This window comes from Paenibacillus ihbetae, assembly GCF_002741055.1.
Lineage (GTDB): Bacteria > Bacillota > Bacilli > Paenibacillales > Paenibacillaceae > Paenibacillus_AQ > Paenibacillus_AQ ihbetae.
Map to the genome: position 1 here is coordinate 2,392,137 of NZ_CP016809.1, position 15,740 is coordinate 2,407,876.

Sequence of the window (15,740 nt, forward strand, 5' to 3'; positions counted from 1 at the left end):
CAGCATCACAGCTCCTTCGTCTTATCCTCTATCGCGAACCGGCAGCATCCCTCTTGGAGAAATAGGAGGTAAGGATGCGGATGAACACGTTCGGAAAGGCGTACCGCTCCATATCGCCGGCATCGATCCAGCGATAATCATTCGTCTCCCCTGCCTCGTAGGCAGCAGCGATCTCAGCGGCCTGCAGCCCGCTAAGGGATTCCGGCTCCTCCTGCCATACACAGCGGTAGACGGACATCTTCCACTGGATATGGCTGAACGTGTGCTCGGCATCCATGTAATGACCGATCGGCCTTGCCGGAATTCCTTCCGCAAGCAAGCCATCCGTAAGCCCGATGACGGCGGCGGCAGCGGCCCTCTCGGGTGGCACAACGACCGCCCCGGAATGAACGGAGGCCGTATCGGACGCTGCCGCGCTCCTCTTGGTCGATACCGTGCTCGCATCCGGCGGCTCGGTGACTCCCTTGGTCGATACCGCGCTCAGACTGGAAGGCACTTCAATATGCGGAAGCTCCCACATCCCGGCCAGCAGCCCTGCCGCCGGCCGTTTGCGGATCAGGATCTTCCCTTCATGCACGCCGGTTCCTTCCACGATGGCTGCCAGCCGATGCTCGGGACGCGGAGGCTTCGCCTTCGTCTTAACGGGAAGCGATTCCTCCTTCCCTTCCAGCCTGCCCGCGCAGTGCTCCATGACCGGACATACAAGGCATTTTGGGGATTTAGGCGTACAGATCAACGCCCCTAGCTCCATTAACGCCTGGGTGAAATCCGAAGCCCTCCCCTCCGGAACGAGCGTTAGCACCAGCTCCTCCATCCGGGTACGTGTTTTGATCTTCATAATGTCATCTTCGATTAAAAAATATCTGGACAGCACCCGCATCACGTTCCCGTCCACTGCTGCGGCGGGGATGTTGAACGCAATGCTGCGGATGGCGCCGGCCGTATAGGGACCGACGCCTTTTAGACCGGCGACTTCCTCTTTGCCGCTCGGCATCACCCCGCCGTACTGCTCCGTAATCTGCCGTGCAGCACTCTGCAGGTTGCGGGCCCGGGAATAATACCCAAGACCTTCCCAGCACTTCAACACGTCGTCTTCCGGCGCGTCCGCGAGTGCCTCGATGGTCGGGAAGCGCTCAATGAAGCGGTGGAAATAAGGAATTACCGTGTCCACCCTTGTCTGCTGCAGCATTATTTCGGATACCCATATATGATAGGGGTCGCGTGATCTTCGCCATGGCAGATCCCTTTTATTAACGTCATACCAATTCAGCAGCTCGCTGCTGAAATATCTATCGTGATTGCGCTCTGTGTGCATGCTAGTCTATCTCCTTCTGTTATCCTTGCCTGATCCTTTCCACGACTGCGAACGCAGAGGCCAGCTCCGGCTGGTGCGAAATGGTCAAATGGATCACGTAATCGGCTGGATCGCCGATCGACAGGCGGCTCCACGCTTCAGGGGACAAGCTGGCGATCGGCCGCCCGCCCGGATGCGGGAGCACTTCAATATCCCAGAAGCCGATGAGGCTTCCGATCCCGCAGCCGAAGGATTTCGATATCGCTTCCTTCGCCGCGAAGCGGCCGGCAACGAACTCGGTGCGCTTGGCGCCCTTCTGGAGCGCGATCTCCCGCTCTGCTTCGGTCAATACCCGTTCAACAAACTTTTCGCTATGCGGGCCGGTCATCAAAATTTCCACTCTCCGCATATCAAGCACATCATGTCCGATACCGTAAATCACAATCGCTCGCGCCCCTTTTCTGATTTCTAGTCCGACCATTACTCTGCCTCAGACTATTGTATCAGTGCTTGTACCCGAAAAGCGAGATTTTCGTTGCACAATATAATTTCATGAAAAAATTACCGTATGAGCACTTAAGCCCGGTCTGCACAAATTAGGATCGATAGTAAACAAAACAGGGCTGACCCAGCAGTACATCTACTGATGGGGTCAGCCCATAGAATGTGAGAGTGTAAAAGAGAGTTGGTGCCCTGGGCGCTACAAGGCCCCGGCCGCGCTGCAAGTCCCTAAAAGGGGCTTGTTCACGCTTTTCGGGCCCTCAGGCCCGCTGCAAGTCCCCAAAAGGGACTTGCTCACGCTCTCCGGGGCTATTAAATCCCCGGAATCGTATTCCGTTTATGCGCCGTTCGGCGATAGTAGCTCTCCAGCTTCTCCTGGACCTCCGGAGCCACCTGCTTGCCCTCCAGATAGTCGCTGTTATCCTCGTAGCTGATGCCGAGCTCCTTCTCGTCCGTCTGTCCTTCCCACAGCCCTGCCGTAGGCGCCTTGTCCAGAATCGATTGCGGCACGCCCAAGTAAGAAGCCAGCTGGCGCACCTGGCGCTTGTTCAGGGAGCTAAGCGGCGTTATGTCCACCGCGCCGTCGCCCCATTTGGTGTAGAAGCCGGTAATCGCTTCGGATGCGTGATCCGTGCCCACGACGAGCAGGTTCTGTTCGAACGCAAGCGCGTACTGGACGACCATCCGCACCCGGGCCTTTACGTTGCCTTTGCCCGGGATGCTGATATGCTTGTTGACTCCGATATTTTTCAAGCCATGCTCCACTTCCAGCGCAATCTCGTTGACGGCCTCCTCGATGTTGGTCTCGACCGTATATTTCAGATTAAAAGCTTTCGCCGTCGCATAGCTGTCAGCGATGTCCACCTGCTCGCCGTAGGGCTGAAATACACCCAGCGTTTTATATTCCTTGCCGGTCTCCTCCGTAAGCTCATCGGTTGCCCTCTTGCACAGGCCTGCGGCAACCGCGCTGTCGATGCCGCCGCTAATCGCGATAAGCAGACCCGACGTGCCGGAATTGGTGACATAGCTCTTGAGAAAATCCACCCGCTTGCGGACTTCTTCTTCCACATTGATCGATGGCTTGACGCCCAGTTCGGCAATAATCTGTTCCTGTAGACTCATCGTAAGACTCCTTTCAGAATGGCTTCTCTCTTCTCCTATGACGGCACCTACAACAAAAGCCCCGCGGCTTCGGAATAGGCCGAACGCTTCGGGGGCTTTGTTTCTGCCATCCTTACTGGCAGTAGCGATTGAATGCGTCTGTCAAATCAGCTGCGATCTCCTCGGCGGAGCGGTTCTCAACTTGATGACGCTCAATAAAGTGTACCAGCTCCCCATCCTTCAAAAGGGCAATCGAAGGCGAGGAAGGCGGATATGGCGCAAAATATTCACGTGCCTTCGCCGTTGCTTCCTTATCCTGTCCGGCAAATACCGTGAACAAATGATCCGGCTTCACCTCGTTTTGCAATGCCAGCGCAACGCCTGGACGCGCTTGACCTGCCGCACAGCCGCACACGGAATTGACAACAACGAGCGCCGTGCCCTTCGCTGCCTCGAACTGCTCTTCCACTTCCTCCGGCGTCGTCAGCTCGCGGATCCCCAGAACCGTGAGCTCATCGCGCATCGGCTGAACCATATCGCGCATATATCGGTCAAAAGACATACCCATAACTGCTTCACTCCTTATATAAACAAGATTATTCGATTGATAACAACTCATCGCTATCTATATTATACAATCACGAAGAGTGAAAGCAAGAAAATACAAAACGAGCAGCATCCAAAGTGGGATACCGCCCGCCGATAAAGTGGTGATACAAGCCTAGGTGGCCGGGAAATTAATCCCGTCCTGCTTTTTGTCCACGATGGGCTCACCGCGGCGCTCTTTATTTCCACGCTTTTGCTGCTCTTGCTCCTTGGAATTGTTTTTGCTCATCCGAATCCCTCCTTTACCGTTGGCTCTGTCTTATGATGCCAACTCGCCCAGCCGATTATTCGAAGGCAGCGGCACTTTGGGATTCGATCATCGTCTGTTGAGAGGAGCGGACGGGCAGCGAAATGATAAAGACGGTGCCTTGGCCTTCGCTGGATTCCACATCGATTGTTCCGTTGTGACGCTGCACCACGCTCATGCATAGTGCCAGCCCAAGCCCGGTGCCTTTATTCTTCGTCGTGAAAAAGGGCTCGAACAACCGCTGCAGTACATCGTCCGGTATTCCAATCCCGGTATCCTTGACGAATAGCTTGACCTGCTCGCCTTCATGACGGGTCTCAATTGTCAGCGTTCCCTTTTCCCCCATCGCTTCCATCCCGTTGCGGCATAAATTCAGGATCAGCTGCTTCATCTCTTTCGGATTCAAAAGAAGCCTTGGCAGCATCGATCCCAGCTTAAGCTCGATGGACTGCCCGCGCAAATTGGCGTCCGCCCATAACAGCGGACTCAGCTCGTGAATGATATCGTGAAGATGGCACTCTTCCTTCTCGGCCGTACGATTCTGGGCCAAGGACAGAAAATCGTTAATGATGCTGTTCGCACGGTCCAGCTCTTCCATCACAATCCGATAATAATGATCCAGCGTATCCGGGCTCTTCTCCTGCATCAGCTGCAAAAATCCGCGCACAACCGCCATCGGATTCCGAATTTCATGCGTAATACCGGCCGCCATCTGGCCAACTAAGCTGAGACGCTCCACATTGATAAATTCGGAACGCAGTTTATCAAGCTCCGTTATGTCTTCAATAATTCCAACCGCCCCCGAAATTTTGCCCGTTTGATTATGTATAAGGGGGTAGATTCCTGTCGAGTAGACCCGGGAGCCGTTACGGACAATTTCTCCCGGCGTTTCGATACCTTGAAGGGCCTTTTCGATCCTCGTACGCAAATGCTCCTTCTGAAACATACCGTCAAAAGCTTCATAAAACGATTTCCCGATGAGATCGCTCCTTGTCAGCTGCGGATAAGCCGCCTTGCGCAGGTCCGTGATCAGATGGTGATTGGCAGCTATAATATGGCCCTTCAGGTCAACAGCTATAATGCCCAGCGGGATGAGATCCAGAAACGGACTCACGGATTCCTTATTCATCGAAGGGCCGTTATGTCGATTGGCAACCAGCCGCTCCGCGGTAAATTCAATCCAGTACACAATGAAACCCGAGTGGAGCATGCCAATCAGCATATAGAGAACCGCAACAAGAATCATATCGGGATTCAGGTGTTGATTATGGACTTTTCCGTCAACGGCCTGGTGGCCCACAATAAGAAGCATGGATGGAACCAGGGCGCTCCACAGCCAGCAAAGCTTTTCAAGGACCGAGCCCTTCTTGAAATGAGTCGATATCCGAGGCAGCAGTGAGTAGCATATGATCAGCATATTTAACAGGAGGCAGGCCAGCGGCCACCCGTAAATCAGCCCATGGCTTGTTATATATACGACTGCAAGACATAACCCCGAAAACCGGCTCCCGTATAAAATGCCAAAATACAAGGGAACGACACCAAGATGAATCGGTACATAATAATCGCTCATCGCCGAGAGCAGGATACATAGAATAATGCTGATTCCGCATGCGATGGCGATCTGGTCGCGGAATCTCAGCAAAACATCCGGTTTCTTCTTGTACAGGCATTTTACATGTCTGTCGAGGAGAAGCGGCAGATGAAAGATGAGCGTACTAGACAGCAGAACTTGCAGCAGAATATCTTTCCATAGGCTCAGCACAATGCTCAATCACCTCAATTGGACAACGCCTCTAATATTTTTGATTAAATCACAGGCGACATCAGATTACAATATCTTGTAAGTTCATGTTGAAACGAAGGAGAACAAAGGCTTCCGTCCTATGCTGAAGGACTTAGGATAATTCATGGATACCGTATATAATAAGAATGATCTACTAGTGATATACCCTTAAAGGAGCTAAGAGCAAACATGCCGGATTATGATGTAATTGTGATCGGGGGCGGACCGTCCGGGCTGATGGCCTGCGTGGCAGCCGGAGAAAGAGGAGCCTCCGTTCTACTCGTGGATAAAGGAGACAAGCTTGGCCGCAAGCTCGGCATATCGGGCGGCGGCAGATGCAATGTGACCAACGCGAAGGAGCAGGATGAACTGATCGCCAACATTCCGGGAAACGGCCGGTTTTTGTACAGCGCTTTTCAGCATTGGAATAACCGGGATATTATGACCTTCTTCGAGGGGCTCGGCATTCCGCTCAAGGAGGAAGACAACGGGCGGATGTTCCCGGTAACGGACAAGGCCTCAAGCGTTGTCAACGCCTTGATCGGCAAGGTCCGCGAGCTGGGCACCGATATCCTGACGAACAGCCCGGTGCACCGAGTTCTATTCGAAAACCATCATGCGGCAGGCATAGAATTAAAATCCGGTAGGACGATTACGTCCTCTTGCGTCATCGTTGCGACCGGCGGCCAGTCGGTGCCGCAAACAGGCTCCACCGGCGACGGCTATCCATGGGCCGAGGCAGCCGGCCATACCATCACCGAGCTGTACCCGACGGAGGTGCCGATCGTGTCGACGGAGCCATGGATTGCCTCCAAGGAGCTGCAAGGGCTCTCGCTGAGGGATGTAGAGCTGTCGGTCTGGAACCCGAAGGGTAAGCGGATCATTGCCCACCGCGGCGACATGCTGTTCACCCACTTCGGCGTATCCGGCCCGATCGCGCTCCGATGCAGTCAGTTTATCCGCCAGGTTCAGCGGAAATTCGATATCGTGAATGTGGACATGGCCATCGATATGTTCCCGGACCGATCCGTGCCGGAAATGGAACGTGAAATTAGGACATACCTTGAGGAGGAGCCGCGGAAAAGCATTAAGAATGCCCTCAAAGGATATCTGCCTGAACGCATGATTCCCCTGCTGCTGTCCAGGGCCGGGATCGACAGCGATACGGTGTGCAGCGGCATCTCCAAAACCGCTGTATCCGGACTGGCCGCCACCCTTAAGAAATTCATGTTCCGGGCTTCCGGAACGAGATCGCTGAAGGAGGCGTTCGTAACGGGAGGCGGGGTAAGCCTTAAGGAGATCCAACCGAAAACCATGGAGTCCAAGCTGATGCCGGGCCTCTTTTTCTGCGGCGAAATATTAGACATCCACGGCTATACCGGGGGATACAATATCACGGCCGCCTTCTCCACCGGATACACGGCCGGCAAGCACGCCGCAGAGGCTGCTTCCGGATAGGTATTGCTCCTACCGAGCGTATCCCAAAAGCCGATACCCAGACTGCTCCAGCAACATGCAAAAGCGCTGATCAGTTCCTATTTTTGAGGGCTGACCAGCGCTTATTTTCATTTCCCGAATGCAAAATCTTACTATAATATAAGAAGCTGCATTCAAAATATTAATTTATCCGCTCATGCTGATTCGTCGCCGGCTTCCTCCCCGTTCACTCTTAATGAGCGCTCTTCCTTGTATACCGGCCAGGACGTCAGGGACGGTGCCGCTAGGACGGCCACAGCCGTGAATGCAAGCCCTGCCAGCCACCCGACCGCTCCCTGAAAGAGCGTCAGGCCCGCGACCATCGAATACAGAAACGCTGGCAAAATCAGCAGCGTCCGAACAACGATCACGCCAGCAGACCGGTAATGACGGTTGTTGAACGGAAGGACGTGCATGAATTCCGCTTTGGCAAACTGGGCCCACCGGGTATGAAGCCAATAGGATATGAGAATGACCATCGCAATGTAGACGATTACCTTGACTACATGCGGCGGCATCCAGATTGCCGGAATTCCGAGCAATGTAATCTGGAGGTACACGGCCAGATTTTCCGATTTACGCAGGATCGCCTTCAAGCCGGCATCCGCCAGCCGCTTTTCCGCGGCCCCTTTAAAGATGCGCCCTGATTTGCGGAACAACCAGGTCTTGCTTCGGATGCTTGGGGGCTTGCCGACAGCTTGAATCATAATCTTCTCGGTTAATTGGATGCGCGTACTCGCATCTTCCCGCACATCGGACATGAAGGTTCCCTTCATGCGCAATCGGTACCTGCCGAGCAGGGGCAGCAGCACGAGAAAAATTACAGCCCCTAACCATAATACTAGCGGCGTTTTAAGCCCGAAAGTCACGCATAACATGAACGTGCCGAAGAAAAGCCAGCGGCTGAAGTAGCCCGCAAGCCGCCTTGTCCATCCCTTATAGCGGGAACGGATCATCCTCCCCGCCAGATTTGCGCACCAGGCGCAGGCTGCGGCTGCCAGCAGCAGCGAGATTAATGCCGTCCCGCTGAATCCATAGCCCCGTACAAGAAACGGGAGGGCAAGCCCCGTGAACAGCAGCCCTTTGACCGTGGAAACACATATGCTGTATCCCATCCCGCGGAGCATCAAGCCCTTGATCCAATGCGGATGCTGGCGGAGGAACAACACATCGGCCTCCTCGAGAAACAGCAGCACCCTGCCGAAGAACATCAGCAGCAGAAGCGAGGCAGCTCCCTGTACCGGGATATAGTCAACCCAGACGGGAAGCGGTCTTGTCCACAGCTCGCGATAAATCCCTCCGCCAAGCAGCAGGCCCGGTACAATGATGTACAGCATCACCGTCCAATCCGCCACGGTAGCGAGACTTGCACGCTGATGGTTCCAGTGGGAGCGTACTCTGGTCCAGAACAGGGAGCCCGGATTCTTCACCTGCCGTGATCGTAACATCATGTCCCCCTCCCCGTTCATGTCAGCGCATCGAAGCAGTCAAACAAAGATGCACCTGGAAGGTCCGCCGCGATGCGGATGTCGTCCAGTGTTCCCTGTGACGCTACTTGACCTTGTGAAATGAGGACAAAGCTGTCGCAGATTCTTTCAGCGGTATCAAGCACGTGCGTGGACATCAGCACGCCCGCCCCGCGCTGCCTTTCCTCCAGAAGCAGGTTCAGAAAATCCCGCGTCGCCCTTGGATCAAGGCCGATAAACGGCTCGTCCACAATATATACGTCAGGCTTGGAGAGGAAGCCGATCATGAGCATCATCTTCTGCTTCATCCCTTTAGAGAAGCCTCCCGGAAGCTCATGCCGGACCGCCTCCATGCCGAACTGCCGAAGAAGCGTCTCGGCCTGCTCCTTGAACCGCCCGTCCTCGATCCCGTAAGCAGCCGCAGCCAGATCCAGGTGCTCCCATAACGTCAAATCCTCGTAAAATACAGGCTGCTCCGGAACGTAGGCGTATCTTGGCGGATCGCCGGCAATCCTGACTTCGGCCCTGCAATCTTTCAGCAAACCGAGAACCGCTTTGATTGTCGTGCTCTTCCCTGCGCCGTTGGGACCGATCAGCCCGAGCAGCTCGCCGGGAGCGACCCGAAATGAAATATCGCGTATCCGCGGACGCCCGGGCTCATACCCGGCTTCCTGAATGTTCACGGCGAGAACGGGCTCTGGTTGCGATTCATGATTATCCCGCATCATTTCCATATCGTGTATATCCTCCATCCCATTTGGATTCCTATTTCAGGTAATACGCAATAGGGATGGATTCCGTTGCAGGAGGATTGATTCTCCCCCTCGCACCGATGTGCAGCGGTTCCCAGCCCGGTCACATCGTTCGGTCTCCAAAGGACGGATCGGGCACCAGACGCGCGAGCGGGGCACCAAGCCGGAGAATGAAATATTTTTTGTCCATTGTGACAAATCGCATGTTTCGGGGGCCTGTGATTCGAGTAATCTTAGATTTGAAGGAATTTGGATGGACATGTCATTTCCAATTAAAAGGCGGGGAGCATTGATGAAGGTAACCATGGATCGAAAAACTCAGCTGGCGATGAGCCTGTATAAAGTGTTTACCAATTCGTTCAAAAGCGTGAACGAGCATGTCATAAACGGCGGTAAAACCGAAGGCTTGAACCCGACGTCTTTTGCCGTCATGGAAATTTTGCATAATACAGGCCGTCTGCCTATTCAGCAGATCGGATCCCAGCTGCTCTTGCAGAGCGGCAATGTGACGTATGTCGTCGATCGGCTCGAAGAGAAGGGGCTCGTGCGCCGCAGTCCATGCCCCGAGGATCGTCGAGTGATCTATGCCGAGCTGACTCCGGAAGGCGAAGCTCTGATGCAGCGGCTTTATCCGGAGCACGAGCGCCAGATCTTATACGCACTGGAAGGATTGAATGAAGAGGAAAAGCTTCAGCTCATCCGGCTTCTTCGAAAAATGGGGGATTATGCGAAGCAAGCCCATTCTTCGGCAGGTCGGTAACGTCCTGAAAAAAGCGATTATTGCAGGAAAGAACCCTGTCTCGTAAGTGAGGCAAGGTTCTTTGTCTATTTTCAATACGGATATTGCCATATCAACGTGAAAAAACTTTTTAAAAACATGATATTCTTTCAGCCTTCGTCATTCTGCTTATGCTGATTCAGCCTCTCTTATGATTGAAAGAGCCGCGTGATCAGTTCCCCGGTGACGCCTCTCCGTCGGTCTCATCCTCGGGCTGCGGAGGCGCATTGCGGAAAGCCGCTACAATCAGCATACATACGACAGCCATGACGGCCATCCCGACGAACAAAGAATTCAAGCTTCCCTCCAATATGCCGCTCAGCATTCCGCCTGCTCCCTCCGGAAGCTCAGCCGTCCCGTGCGGAGTCAGCAGCTTGTTGATATCGTCGCTGGAGATGCCGCCCGCATCCGGTTCAGCTGCTAGTCGGCTGGCTATCCCGGCGTTCACCCATAATCCGAACACCGCCACGCCGACCGTCTGTCCAAAGGTCCGGATAAAGGAATTCAGCGCCGTCGAGGCTCCCCGCACCTGATAACCGACCGATGACTGGGCAATAATCTGAAATAATGTCGAAATATAACCGAAGCCCAGCCCATAAATGAACGTAAATGTCAGCAGCAGGGCAAGTGCCGTCTCCTTATACATAAATGCCAGCCCGACGGCCCCGATGATGAGAAATACGACGCCGATCAAAGCGGTTTTGCGGGATCCCGTCTTCACGATCAGCCGTCCCCCGATCACTGATCCGATCAGCCAGCCGATGGACATCGGAGCCAGCGACAGGCCCGACAGGGTGGCATTGCCTCCCCTGACGCCTTGAATCCACAGCGGCAAATACGTGGTTAATCCGATGATCAGCGCGCTGACGAGAATATTCGCGAGCGTAGATACGGAAATATCGCGGATCCTGAATAAATTCAGCGGCAGCATCGGCTCCTTTACGCGGCTCTCCACGATCAGGAAGGCAATGAGAAGCACCACCGAACCTCCGATAAGGCCGATCATCATCGGGGAAGTCCAGGAATAGCCCTCTCCACCTCCAACAGCCAGCGCAAAGAGAAGCGCGGTCATACCGACCGCAAACAATGCCGCCCCGGTATAATCGATCGAAACCTTGCGGGCGGTTCGCTCTTCCCGGAAATAGCGGAGAATCAACCAGATGGAAACGACACCGAACGGCATATGGAAGACAAAGATCCAGTGCCAGGATAGAAAGTCTACAAAGTATCCTCCGATCAATGGACCGATCAGGGACGAAATGCCCCATACGGAGCTGATCATTCCCTGAACCTTCCCTCTCTCCTCCAGGTTGTAGATGTCCCCGATGATCGTAAAGGTCACGGGGATTACCGCCCCGGCCCCGATCCCCTGGATCGCCCTGAAAATAATGAGCTGCGTCATGCTCTGCGAGAGGCCGCACAGCAGCGACCCCGCCAGGAATATGAGGGAGCCGTACAGGAATACCGGCTTTCGCCCGTACAGATCGCTAACTTTGCCGAAAATCGGCGTCGTGACGGCCATCGTAAGCAGGAACGCGGTAAAAATCCAGCTCATCAGGCTAACGCTGCCGAAGCTGCTAATGATGGCCGGTCCTGCAGGTCCGACAACCGTTCCTTCGATCGCGGCCATAAAGGTCGACAGCAAAATACCGACCAGAATATAGCCCCGCTTATTTTGTTTCAGTGCATTCACGTGTCCTTCGTCCCCTTTGCTTTGAACAGCTTCTTCACCGCTCGCTGCCGAGCACCCATCCCCCGGCGATTAAATATATGCGAAAAAGAGCTGACAACAGTATAAAAAGCGCCTCCCAATTATGCAGGAGCGCTTTTCGCACATGTAATATTTCTATTATAAAGGCTGCTGGGGCATATGCACAGACTCTTCTGGGTTTCTGCCCCGAAGATGGATTACCGAATCGGCGTACGGCCGCATGATGGCCGGATCGTGCGTAATCATCAGAATCGCCGCACCCTCGTCCGTGACAAACCGGCAGAGCTGGACGATGCGGTCCATAGCGGCATAGTCCATGCCGGAGGTCGGCTCGTCCAAAATATAAAGCGGCCTGGCAAGGATCATTTGGCTGATCAGGCTGAGCAGCCGTTTCTCTCCTTGGCTGAGCAGATAAGGAGACATATGAAGACGCTTGGACAAGCCTGCTGTGTGAAGCAGGTAGTTCGCCCTGCTCTGCTGGGCGTCAGTCAGCGGCGGGCGTTTGGCTGCGGGCAGACCGCCATGCAGGCTGTAGACCAGCTCCTCCCAGACATTCGGAGCCGTAAACATATATTCGGGCTGTTGGAATACATAGCCGATTCGCTCGGCCCGGCGATGCACCGGAATCCCGGTCAAATCTTCCCCTTGCCACAGGATGCTCCCTTTCGGCGCGGGCAGAAGGCCCATAATCAAACGGCTCAGCGTCGTTTTGCCCGAGCCGTTCTCCCCCGTCAGCAGCGTCCAGCTGCCAGGCTCCAGGACAGAGTCCACAGAGCTGAGCGCTTCCCGCCCGCCGGGATAGCTGTAACGGAGCGAGCGCAGCTCAAGCAGCGGCACCGGGGCCCTGGCGGCGGGCGCATTTGGCGCGGCCGCAGTGACGGGTGCAGCCGACGCCGATTGTGATGCGGCGCCTTGCATACCTGCGGTGCCATCCGCTGGCGCCCTGGATCGCGCGGCGGTTGGCGGGGCCACGGCACCCCGCGCGGCCGCGCCGCCTGCTGCCTCCCCTGCGGGACGAGGCAGCAGCCCCAGCTGCGCCAGCTGCTCCCCGCAGCGGCGCAGCAGCTCCTCCGGCGGCCCGTCGAGCACGACGGTGCCGCCGTCCAGGACGATGACGCGCTGCGCGGCGCGCGCGGCATCGTCAAAGCGGCCGGACGCCGTAATGAGCGTCCGGCCCTCGCCCTGCAGCGCAACGCACAGCTGCAGGAATCTCGCCTGCGCAGCCGCATCAAGGCTCGCGCAGGCGTCGTCGAAGACGTACAGCCGCGGCTGTAGCGCCAGCACCGCGGCAATGGCGGTGCGCTGCCGCTGTCCGCCGGACAGGCTGCGCACCGGGTCGGACCGCCGGTCCAGCAGATCGACCGCGGTCAAAGAGGCCGCGATGCGCCGCTCGATCTCTTCCGGCGCAGCCCGCAGGTTCTCGGGCCCGAACGCCGCTTCATCCTCGACGATGCCCTGGACAAGCTGCGCATCGGGATCCTGGAACAGCACCCCCATCGCCTCCGTAACATCGGCAAGCGGGGCTGAGGCGGGATCCATCCCGTCCAGCAGCAGAACGCCTTCCCGGGTTCCGCCCCCGCTTCGCGGAAGAAGGCCGCTCAGCAGCTGGCACAGCGTGGATTTGCCGCATCCGCTTGCCCCGATCACGGCCATCCGCTCGCCCGGCTGCACCGTGAAGCTGAGCTGATGCAGGACCGGCTGCTCCTCGCCGTCGTATATAAAACCGAGATCCCGGCATTCCACCTTCGTTCCGATCAAGCCAATCATCCCTTCGCGCTGACGGCAAACCTGCGCAGCAGCCCCGTCTTCGCCAGAGCTTCGCCCAGCACTTTCGTCAGCAGGCCGCACAGGAAGATCCCGCTTAATATCCGCACGACCAGCGCAATCCCCAGAACACCGATCGGCCACGCCGTGTAGCCGAACATATTCGCAGCGAACACGAACCAGAGCGGCACCATCGCACCGCCGGCCAGCATCAGCACGCCCGCGCTCCAATTCCGGTAACGCATAGCTGCAAAAATAATCTCGGCGATGACCATGTAGCATGCAGCAGCGACAAAGCATGACGCAATGCCGTAGACCGTTCCTGTCATGGCCTGGATCGTTCCTCCGATCGCATAGGTGACAACCGCGGTTCCGGGTTTACGGATAATGTAATAAGCCAGCAGGCCGTATACCATGTAGATGCCGGTGGTCGTCGATGTCGCGATCGGTCCGCCAAGGCTGCTCAGCAGCTTGTTGACCGGCCCGATATACACGGTGATGACGGCGTTGACCGCAGCCAGCATCGCCATCAGAATAATTTCCTGCGTCGTGAATGCAAACCATTTTCGATTCGTTGATGAATGATTCAAAATTAATCCTCCTTAGGTCCCGTCCCTATCGGTCAGCCCGGGTTGGTTTGGTTAGCCAGCGTCTTACGCAGCCGATCGAAATGATCAGCCAGTCCGACGAATCATGCCTGCCGGACTTATAATCCGGGCCAAGCCGGACGCTTTGCTAAGTCATATTTTGCCTCGATTCGCGCTTATCGTCAACCATATTTTCGCATCTACAGGTTAACAATTTAAACAATCCACCCCAACAATACCGTTAACAAGACATAGACGAATGCAGAAATGACATGCATTGGCGAAACGTTAACCGTCTGGCGAAACGTCCTGTCCGGATGCGCGCCGAAGCCCTTGGCCTCCATAGCGCCGGCCGTCTGCTGAACCCGCCGCAGCGCATTTAGCAGCACTGACGATACGAATGCCATCCCATAGCGGATTCGTCCCATGAGCCCCTTGGGAGGCTGATGTCCCCTAACCTGCTGGGCCGCCCGAATCTGGGCTCCCTCCTGCTCCAGGAGCGGAATAAACGTGAGTGCAGCGGAAATGCCGAAGGCAAACCGGTACGGAACGCGAAGTCTGCGATTCAGCTCTGCCACCAGCTCCCGCGGGTCGGTCGTGACGATATACGCCATAGAGGACAGAAACAGCGTAAACATCCGAAGCGACATCGCTCCTGCAGCATTCAGCCCCTCCGTCGTAAGCGTCAAAGGTCCCCAGTGCAGCCACACGGTTTCCCCCTTAACCGTCAGACCGGTCAAGATGAAATACGGGACGGCCACGACGGCAATCAGCCGGATGCCAAGAAGCAAGCTGCTCCAGGATAGTCGTCCGGCGAATCGGGCCGTGCCAATGCATAGTAGAAGAAACACCGCCTGCTGCCAGGCCTGGTCCAGCATCATGGCGATCACCGCGGTACACAGCAGAATGACCAGCTTGCTTAGCGGATCATATCGATGAAGAAAGGAGCTCCCCCTTCTGTATTGAATCAACATGCTTATCCAACCTCTCCCTTGCGATAACTCCAATCCCTTTTTAGCATGGAAAAAACGACGGCATCCACATAACCCGCGGATGTATGCCGATACTCCCGCAATACGCCTTCCCGCGCATAGCCTAAACGCTCAAAAAGCCGTAACGCTCTGTCATTGCCCGGCTGAACAAAGGCTTCGATCCGATTCAGGCCCATCTCTTGAAAAGCAAATCTCATCGCTAGCCCGGCCGCTTCCGACATATAGCCTTGTCCCTGACAATCGCTCGCCAGCTCGCAGCCGAATTCGCCGCGGTACGCCCCTGCCAGCTGCCATTGGTTCAGTCCGCAGCTGCCAATGACCCGTCCGGAGCCGGCAAGCTCAATGCCCCACCTGAGCGTCTCCTCTTCTTCCGACAGGCCGTTGAGCCAGGCGATAAGCGCCGCCGCATCCGCATCCGCTTGCATAGGCGGCAGCTCGATAAACCTTCTCGTGTCCGGATCCGACCAGCAGCGGAGCATATCCGGAGCGTCTTCCTCAGTAAGTCTGCGGAGCAGGACCCGTTCGCCCGCGAGCTCCGGAATATGGCCTTCACATGCGTACACTGCGTTCACCCCCCTTAAGAAAAATTGCTGACTTGTAATTAACGTTTTCGGTGATACTAACTGCGTGTATAAAAGATGTATAGCTAATTAAGATCAAGATTCCTTTGGCCCGGGAT

The 15,740-nt window shown here is 55.7% G+C and carries 14 protein-coding genes; 2 read left to right on the forward strand and 12 right to left on the reverse strand.

Annotation, left to right across the window (positions count from 1 at the left end):
* Positions 1 to 28: 28 nt before the first annotated feature.
* The 5 genes from mutY to BBD41_RS10755 all read right to left on the reverse strand — a co-directional run bounded on the left by mutY (position 29) and on the right by BBD41_RS10755 (position 5,514).
* Positions 29 to 1,315: an A/G-specific adenine glycosylase gene (gene mutY / locus BBD41_RS10735; RefSeq protein ID WP_099477577.1), complete on the reverse strand. Its 1,287-nt coding sequence runs from the start codon at positions 1,313 to 1,315 to the stop codon at positions 29 to 31.
* 19 nt (positions 1,316 to 1,334) lie between these two features.
* Positions 1,335 to 1,736: a holo-ACP synthase gene (acpS, locus tag BBD41_RS10740; protein WP_077570678.1), complete on the reverse strand. Its 402-nt coding sequence runs from the start codon at positions 1,734 to 1,736 to the stop codon at positions 1,335 to 1,337.
* A 371-nt stretch (positions 1,737 to 2,107) separates the two neighbouring features.
* Positions 2,108 to 2,917 (reverse strand): ammonia-dependent NAD(+) synthetase, encoded by an 810-nt coding sequence (gene nadE, locus BBD41_RS10745; RefSeq protein WP_077569819.1) that lies wholly within the window; start codon positions 2,915 to 2,917, stop codon positions 2,108 to 2,110.
* A gap of 112 nt (positions 2,918 to 3,029) precedes the next feature.
* Positions 3,030 to 3,464: a BrxA/BrxB family bacilliredoxin gene (locus tag BBD41_RS10750; RefSeq protein ID WP_007132426.1), complete on the reverse strand. Its 435-nt coding sequence runs from the start codon at positions 3,462 to 3,464 to the stop codon at positions 3,030 to 3,032.
* Positions 3,465 to 3,786: 322 nt separating this feature from the next.
* On the reverse strand, positions 3,787 to 5,514 hold the full coding sequence (locus tag BBD41_RS10755; protein ID WP_099477578.1) for a two-component system sensor histidine kinase NtrB: 1,728 nt from the start codon (positions 5,512 to 5,514) through the stop codon (positions 3,787 to 3,789).
* Between the two features lie 210 nt (positions 5,515 to 5,724).
* Between BBD41_RS10755 and BBD41_RS10760 the strand changes: the two genes are divergently transcribed.
* Complete coding sequence (locus tag BBD41_RS10760) at positions 5,725 to 6,993, forward strand: BaiN/RdsA family NAD(P)/FAD-dependent oxidoreductase (protein WP_099477579.1); 1,269 nt, start codon at positions 5,725 to 5,727, stop codon at positions 6,991 to 6,993.
* A gap of 173 nt (positions 6,994 to 7,166) precedes the next feature.
* Here the strand turns inward: BBD41_RS10760 and BBD41_RS10765 are convergent, their stop codons facing one another.
* Both BBD41_RS10765 and BBD41_RS10770 read right to left on the reverse strand, forming a co-directional pair.
* A complete protein-coding gene (locus BBD41_RS10765) occupies positions 7,167 to 8,462 on the reverse strand; it encodes an ABC transporter permease (protein WP_237087055.1) in 1,296 nt (431 codons plus the stop codon).
* 14 nt (positions 8,463 to 8,476) lie between these two features.
* Positions 8,477 to 9,211, reverse strand: coding sequence for an ABC transporter ATP-binding protein (locus tag BBD41_RS10770; protein WP_077569823.1), 735 nt, complete (start codon positions 9,209 to 9,211; stop codon positions 8,477 to 8,479).
* Between the two features lie 310 nt (positions 9,212 to 9,521).
* Between BBD41_RS10770 and BBD41_RS10775 the strand changes: the two genes are divergently transcribed.
* Positions 9,522 to 9,989: a MarR family winged helix-turn-helix transcriptional regulator gene (locus BBD41_RS10775; protein WP_077569824.1), complete on the forward strand. Its 468-nt coding sequence runs from the start codon at positions 9,522 to 9,524 to the stop codon at positions 9,987 to 9,989.
* 190 nt (positions 9,990 to 10,179) lie between these two features.
* Here BBD41_RS10775 and BBD41_RS10780 read toward each other — a convergent pair whose 3' ends face one another.
* The 5 genes from BBD41_RS10780 to BBD41_RS10800 all read right to left on the reverse strand — a co-directional run bounded on the left by BBD41_RS10780 (position 10,180) and on the right by BBD41_RS10800 (position 15,624).
* Positions 10,180 to 11,700, reverse strand: a complete 1,521-nt coding sequence (locus tag BBD41_RS10780; protein WP_099477581.1) for an MDR family MFS transporter — start codon at positions 11,698 to 11,700, stop codon at positions 10,180 to 10,182.
* Positions 11,701 to 11,856: 156 nt separating this feature from the next.
* Complete coding sequence (locus BBD41_RS10785) at positions 11,857 to 13,485, reverse strand: ABC transporter ATP-binding protein (protein WP_099477582.1); 1,629 nt, start codon at positions 13,483 to 13,485, stop codon at positions 11,857 to 11,859.
* Complete coding sequence (locus BBD41_RS10790) at positions 13,482 to 14,012, reverse strand: ECF transporter S component (protein WP_099480563.1); 531 nt, start codon at positions 14,010 to 14,012, stop codon at positions 13,482 to 13,484. Before BBD41_RS10790 ends, BBD41_RS10785 begins: the two co-directional genes overlap by 4 nt.
* 272 nt (positions 14,013 to 14,284) lie before the next feature.
* Positions 14,285 to 15,043, reverse strand: a complete 759-nt coding sequence (locus BBD41_RS10795; protein ID WP_099477583.1) for an energy-coupling factor transporter transmembrane component T family protein — start codon at positions 15,041 to 15,043, stop codon at positions 14,285 to 14,287.
* A gap of 2 nt (positions 15,044 to 15,045) precedes the next feature.
* Positions 15,046 to 15,624, reverse strand: coding sequence for a GNAT family N-acetyltransferase (locus BBD41_RS10800; protein WP_099477584.1), 579 nt, complete (start codon positions 15,622 to 15,624; stop codon positions 15,046 to 15,048).
* Positions 15,625 to 15,740: the final 116 nt, after the last annotated feature.

Excerpts from the sequence above, each read along its gene's own strand:
- mutY (WP_099477577.1), bottom strand. The coding sequence starts at position 1,315 with ATGCACACAGAGCGCAATCACGATAGATATTTCAGCAGCGAGCTGCTG.
- nadE (WP_077569819.1), bottom strand. The coding sequence starts at position 2,917 with ATGAGTCTACAGGAACAGATTATTGCCGAACTGGGCGTCAAGCCATCG.
- BBD41_RS10750 (WP_007132426.1), bottom strand. The coding sequence starts at position 3,464 with ATGGGTATGTCTTTTGACCGATATATGCGCGATATGGTTCAGCCGATG.
- BBD41_RS10760 (WP_099477579.1), top strand. The coding sequence starts at position 5,725 with ATGCCGGATTATGATGTAATTGTGATCGGGGGCGGACCGTCCGGGCTG.
- BBD41_RS10765 (WP_237087055.1), bottom strand. The coding sequence starts at position 8,462 with ATGATGTTACGATCACGGCAGGTGAAGAATCCGGGCTCCCTGTTCTGG.
- BBD41_RS10770 (WP_077569823.1), bottom strand. The coding sequence starts at position 9,211 with ATGGAAATGATGCGGGATAATCATGAATCGCAACCAGAGCCCGTTCTC.
- BBD41_RS10775 (WP_077569824.1), top strand. The coding sequence starts at position 9,522 with ATGAAGGTAACCATGGATCGAAAAACTCAGCTGGCGATGAGCCTGTAT.
- BBD41_RS10785 (WP_099477582.1), bottom strand. The coding sequence starts at position 13,485 with ATGATTGGCTTGATCGGAACGAAGGTGGAATGCCGGGATCTCGGTTTT.
- BBD41_RS10790 (WP_099480563.1), bottom strand. The coding sequence starts at position 14,012 with ATGGCGATGCTGGCTGCGGTCAACGCCGTCATCACCGTGTATATCGGG.
- BBD41_RS10795 (WP_099477583.1), bottom strand. The coding sequence starts at position 15,043 with ATGTTGATTCAATACAGAAGGGGGAGCTCCTTTCTTCATCGATATGAT.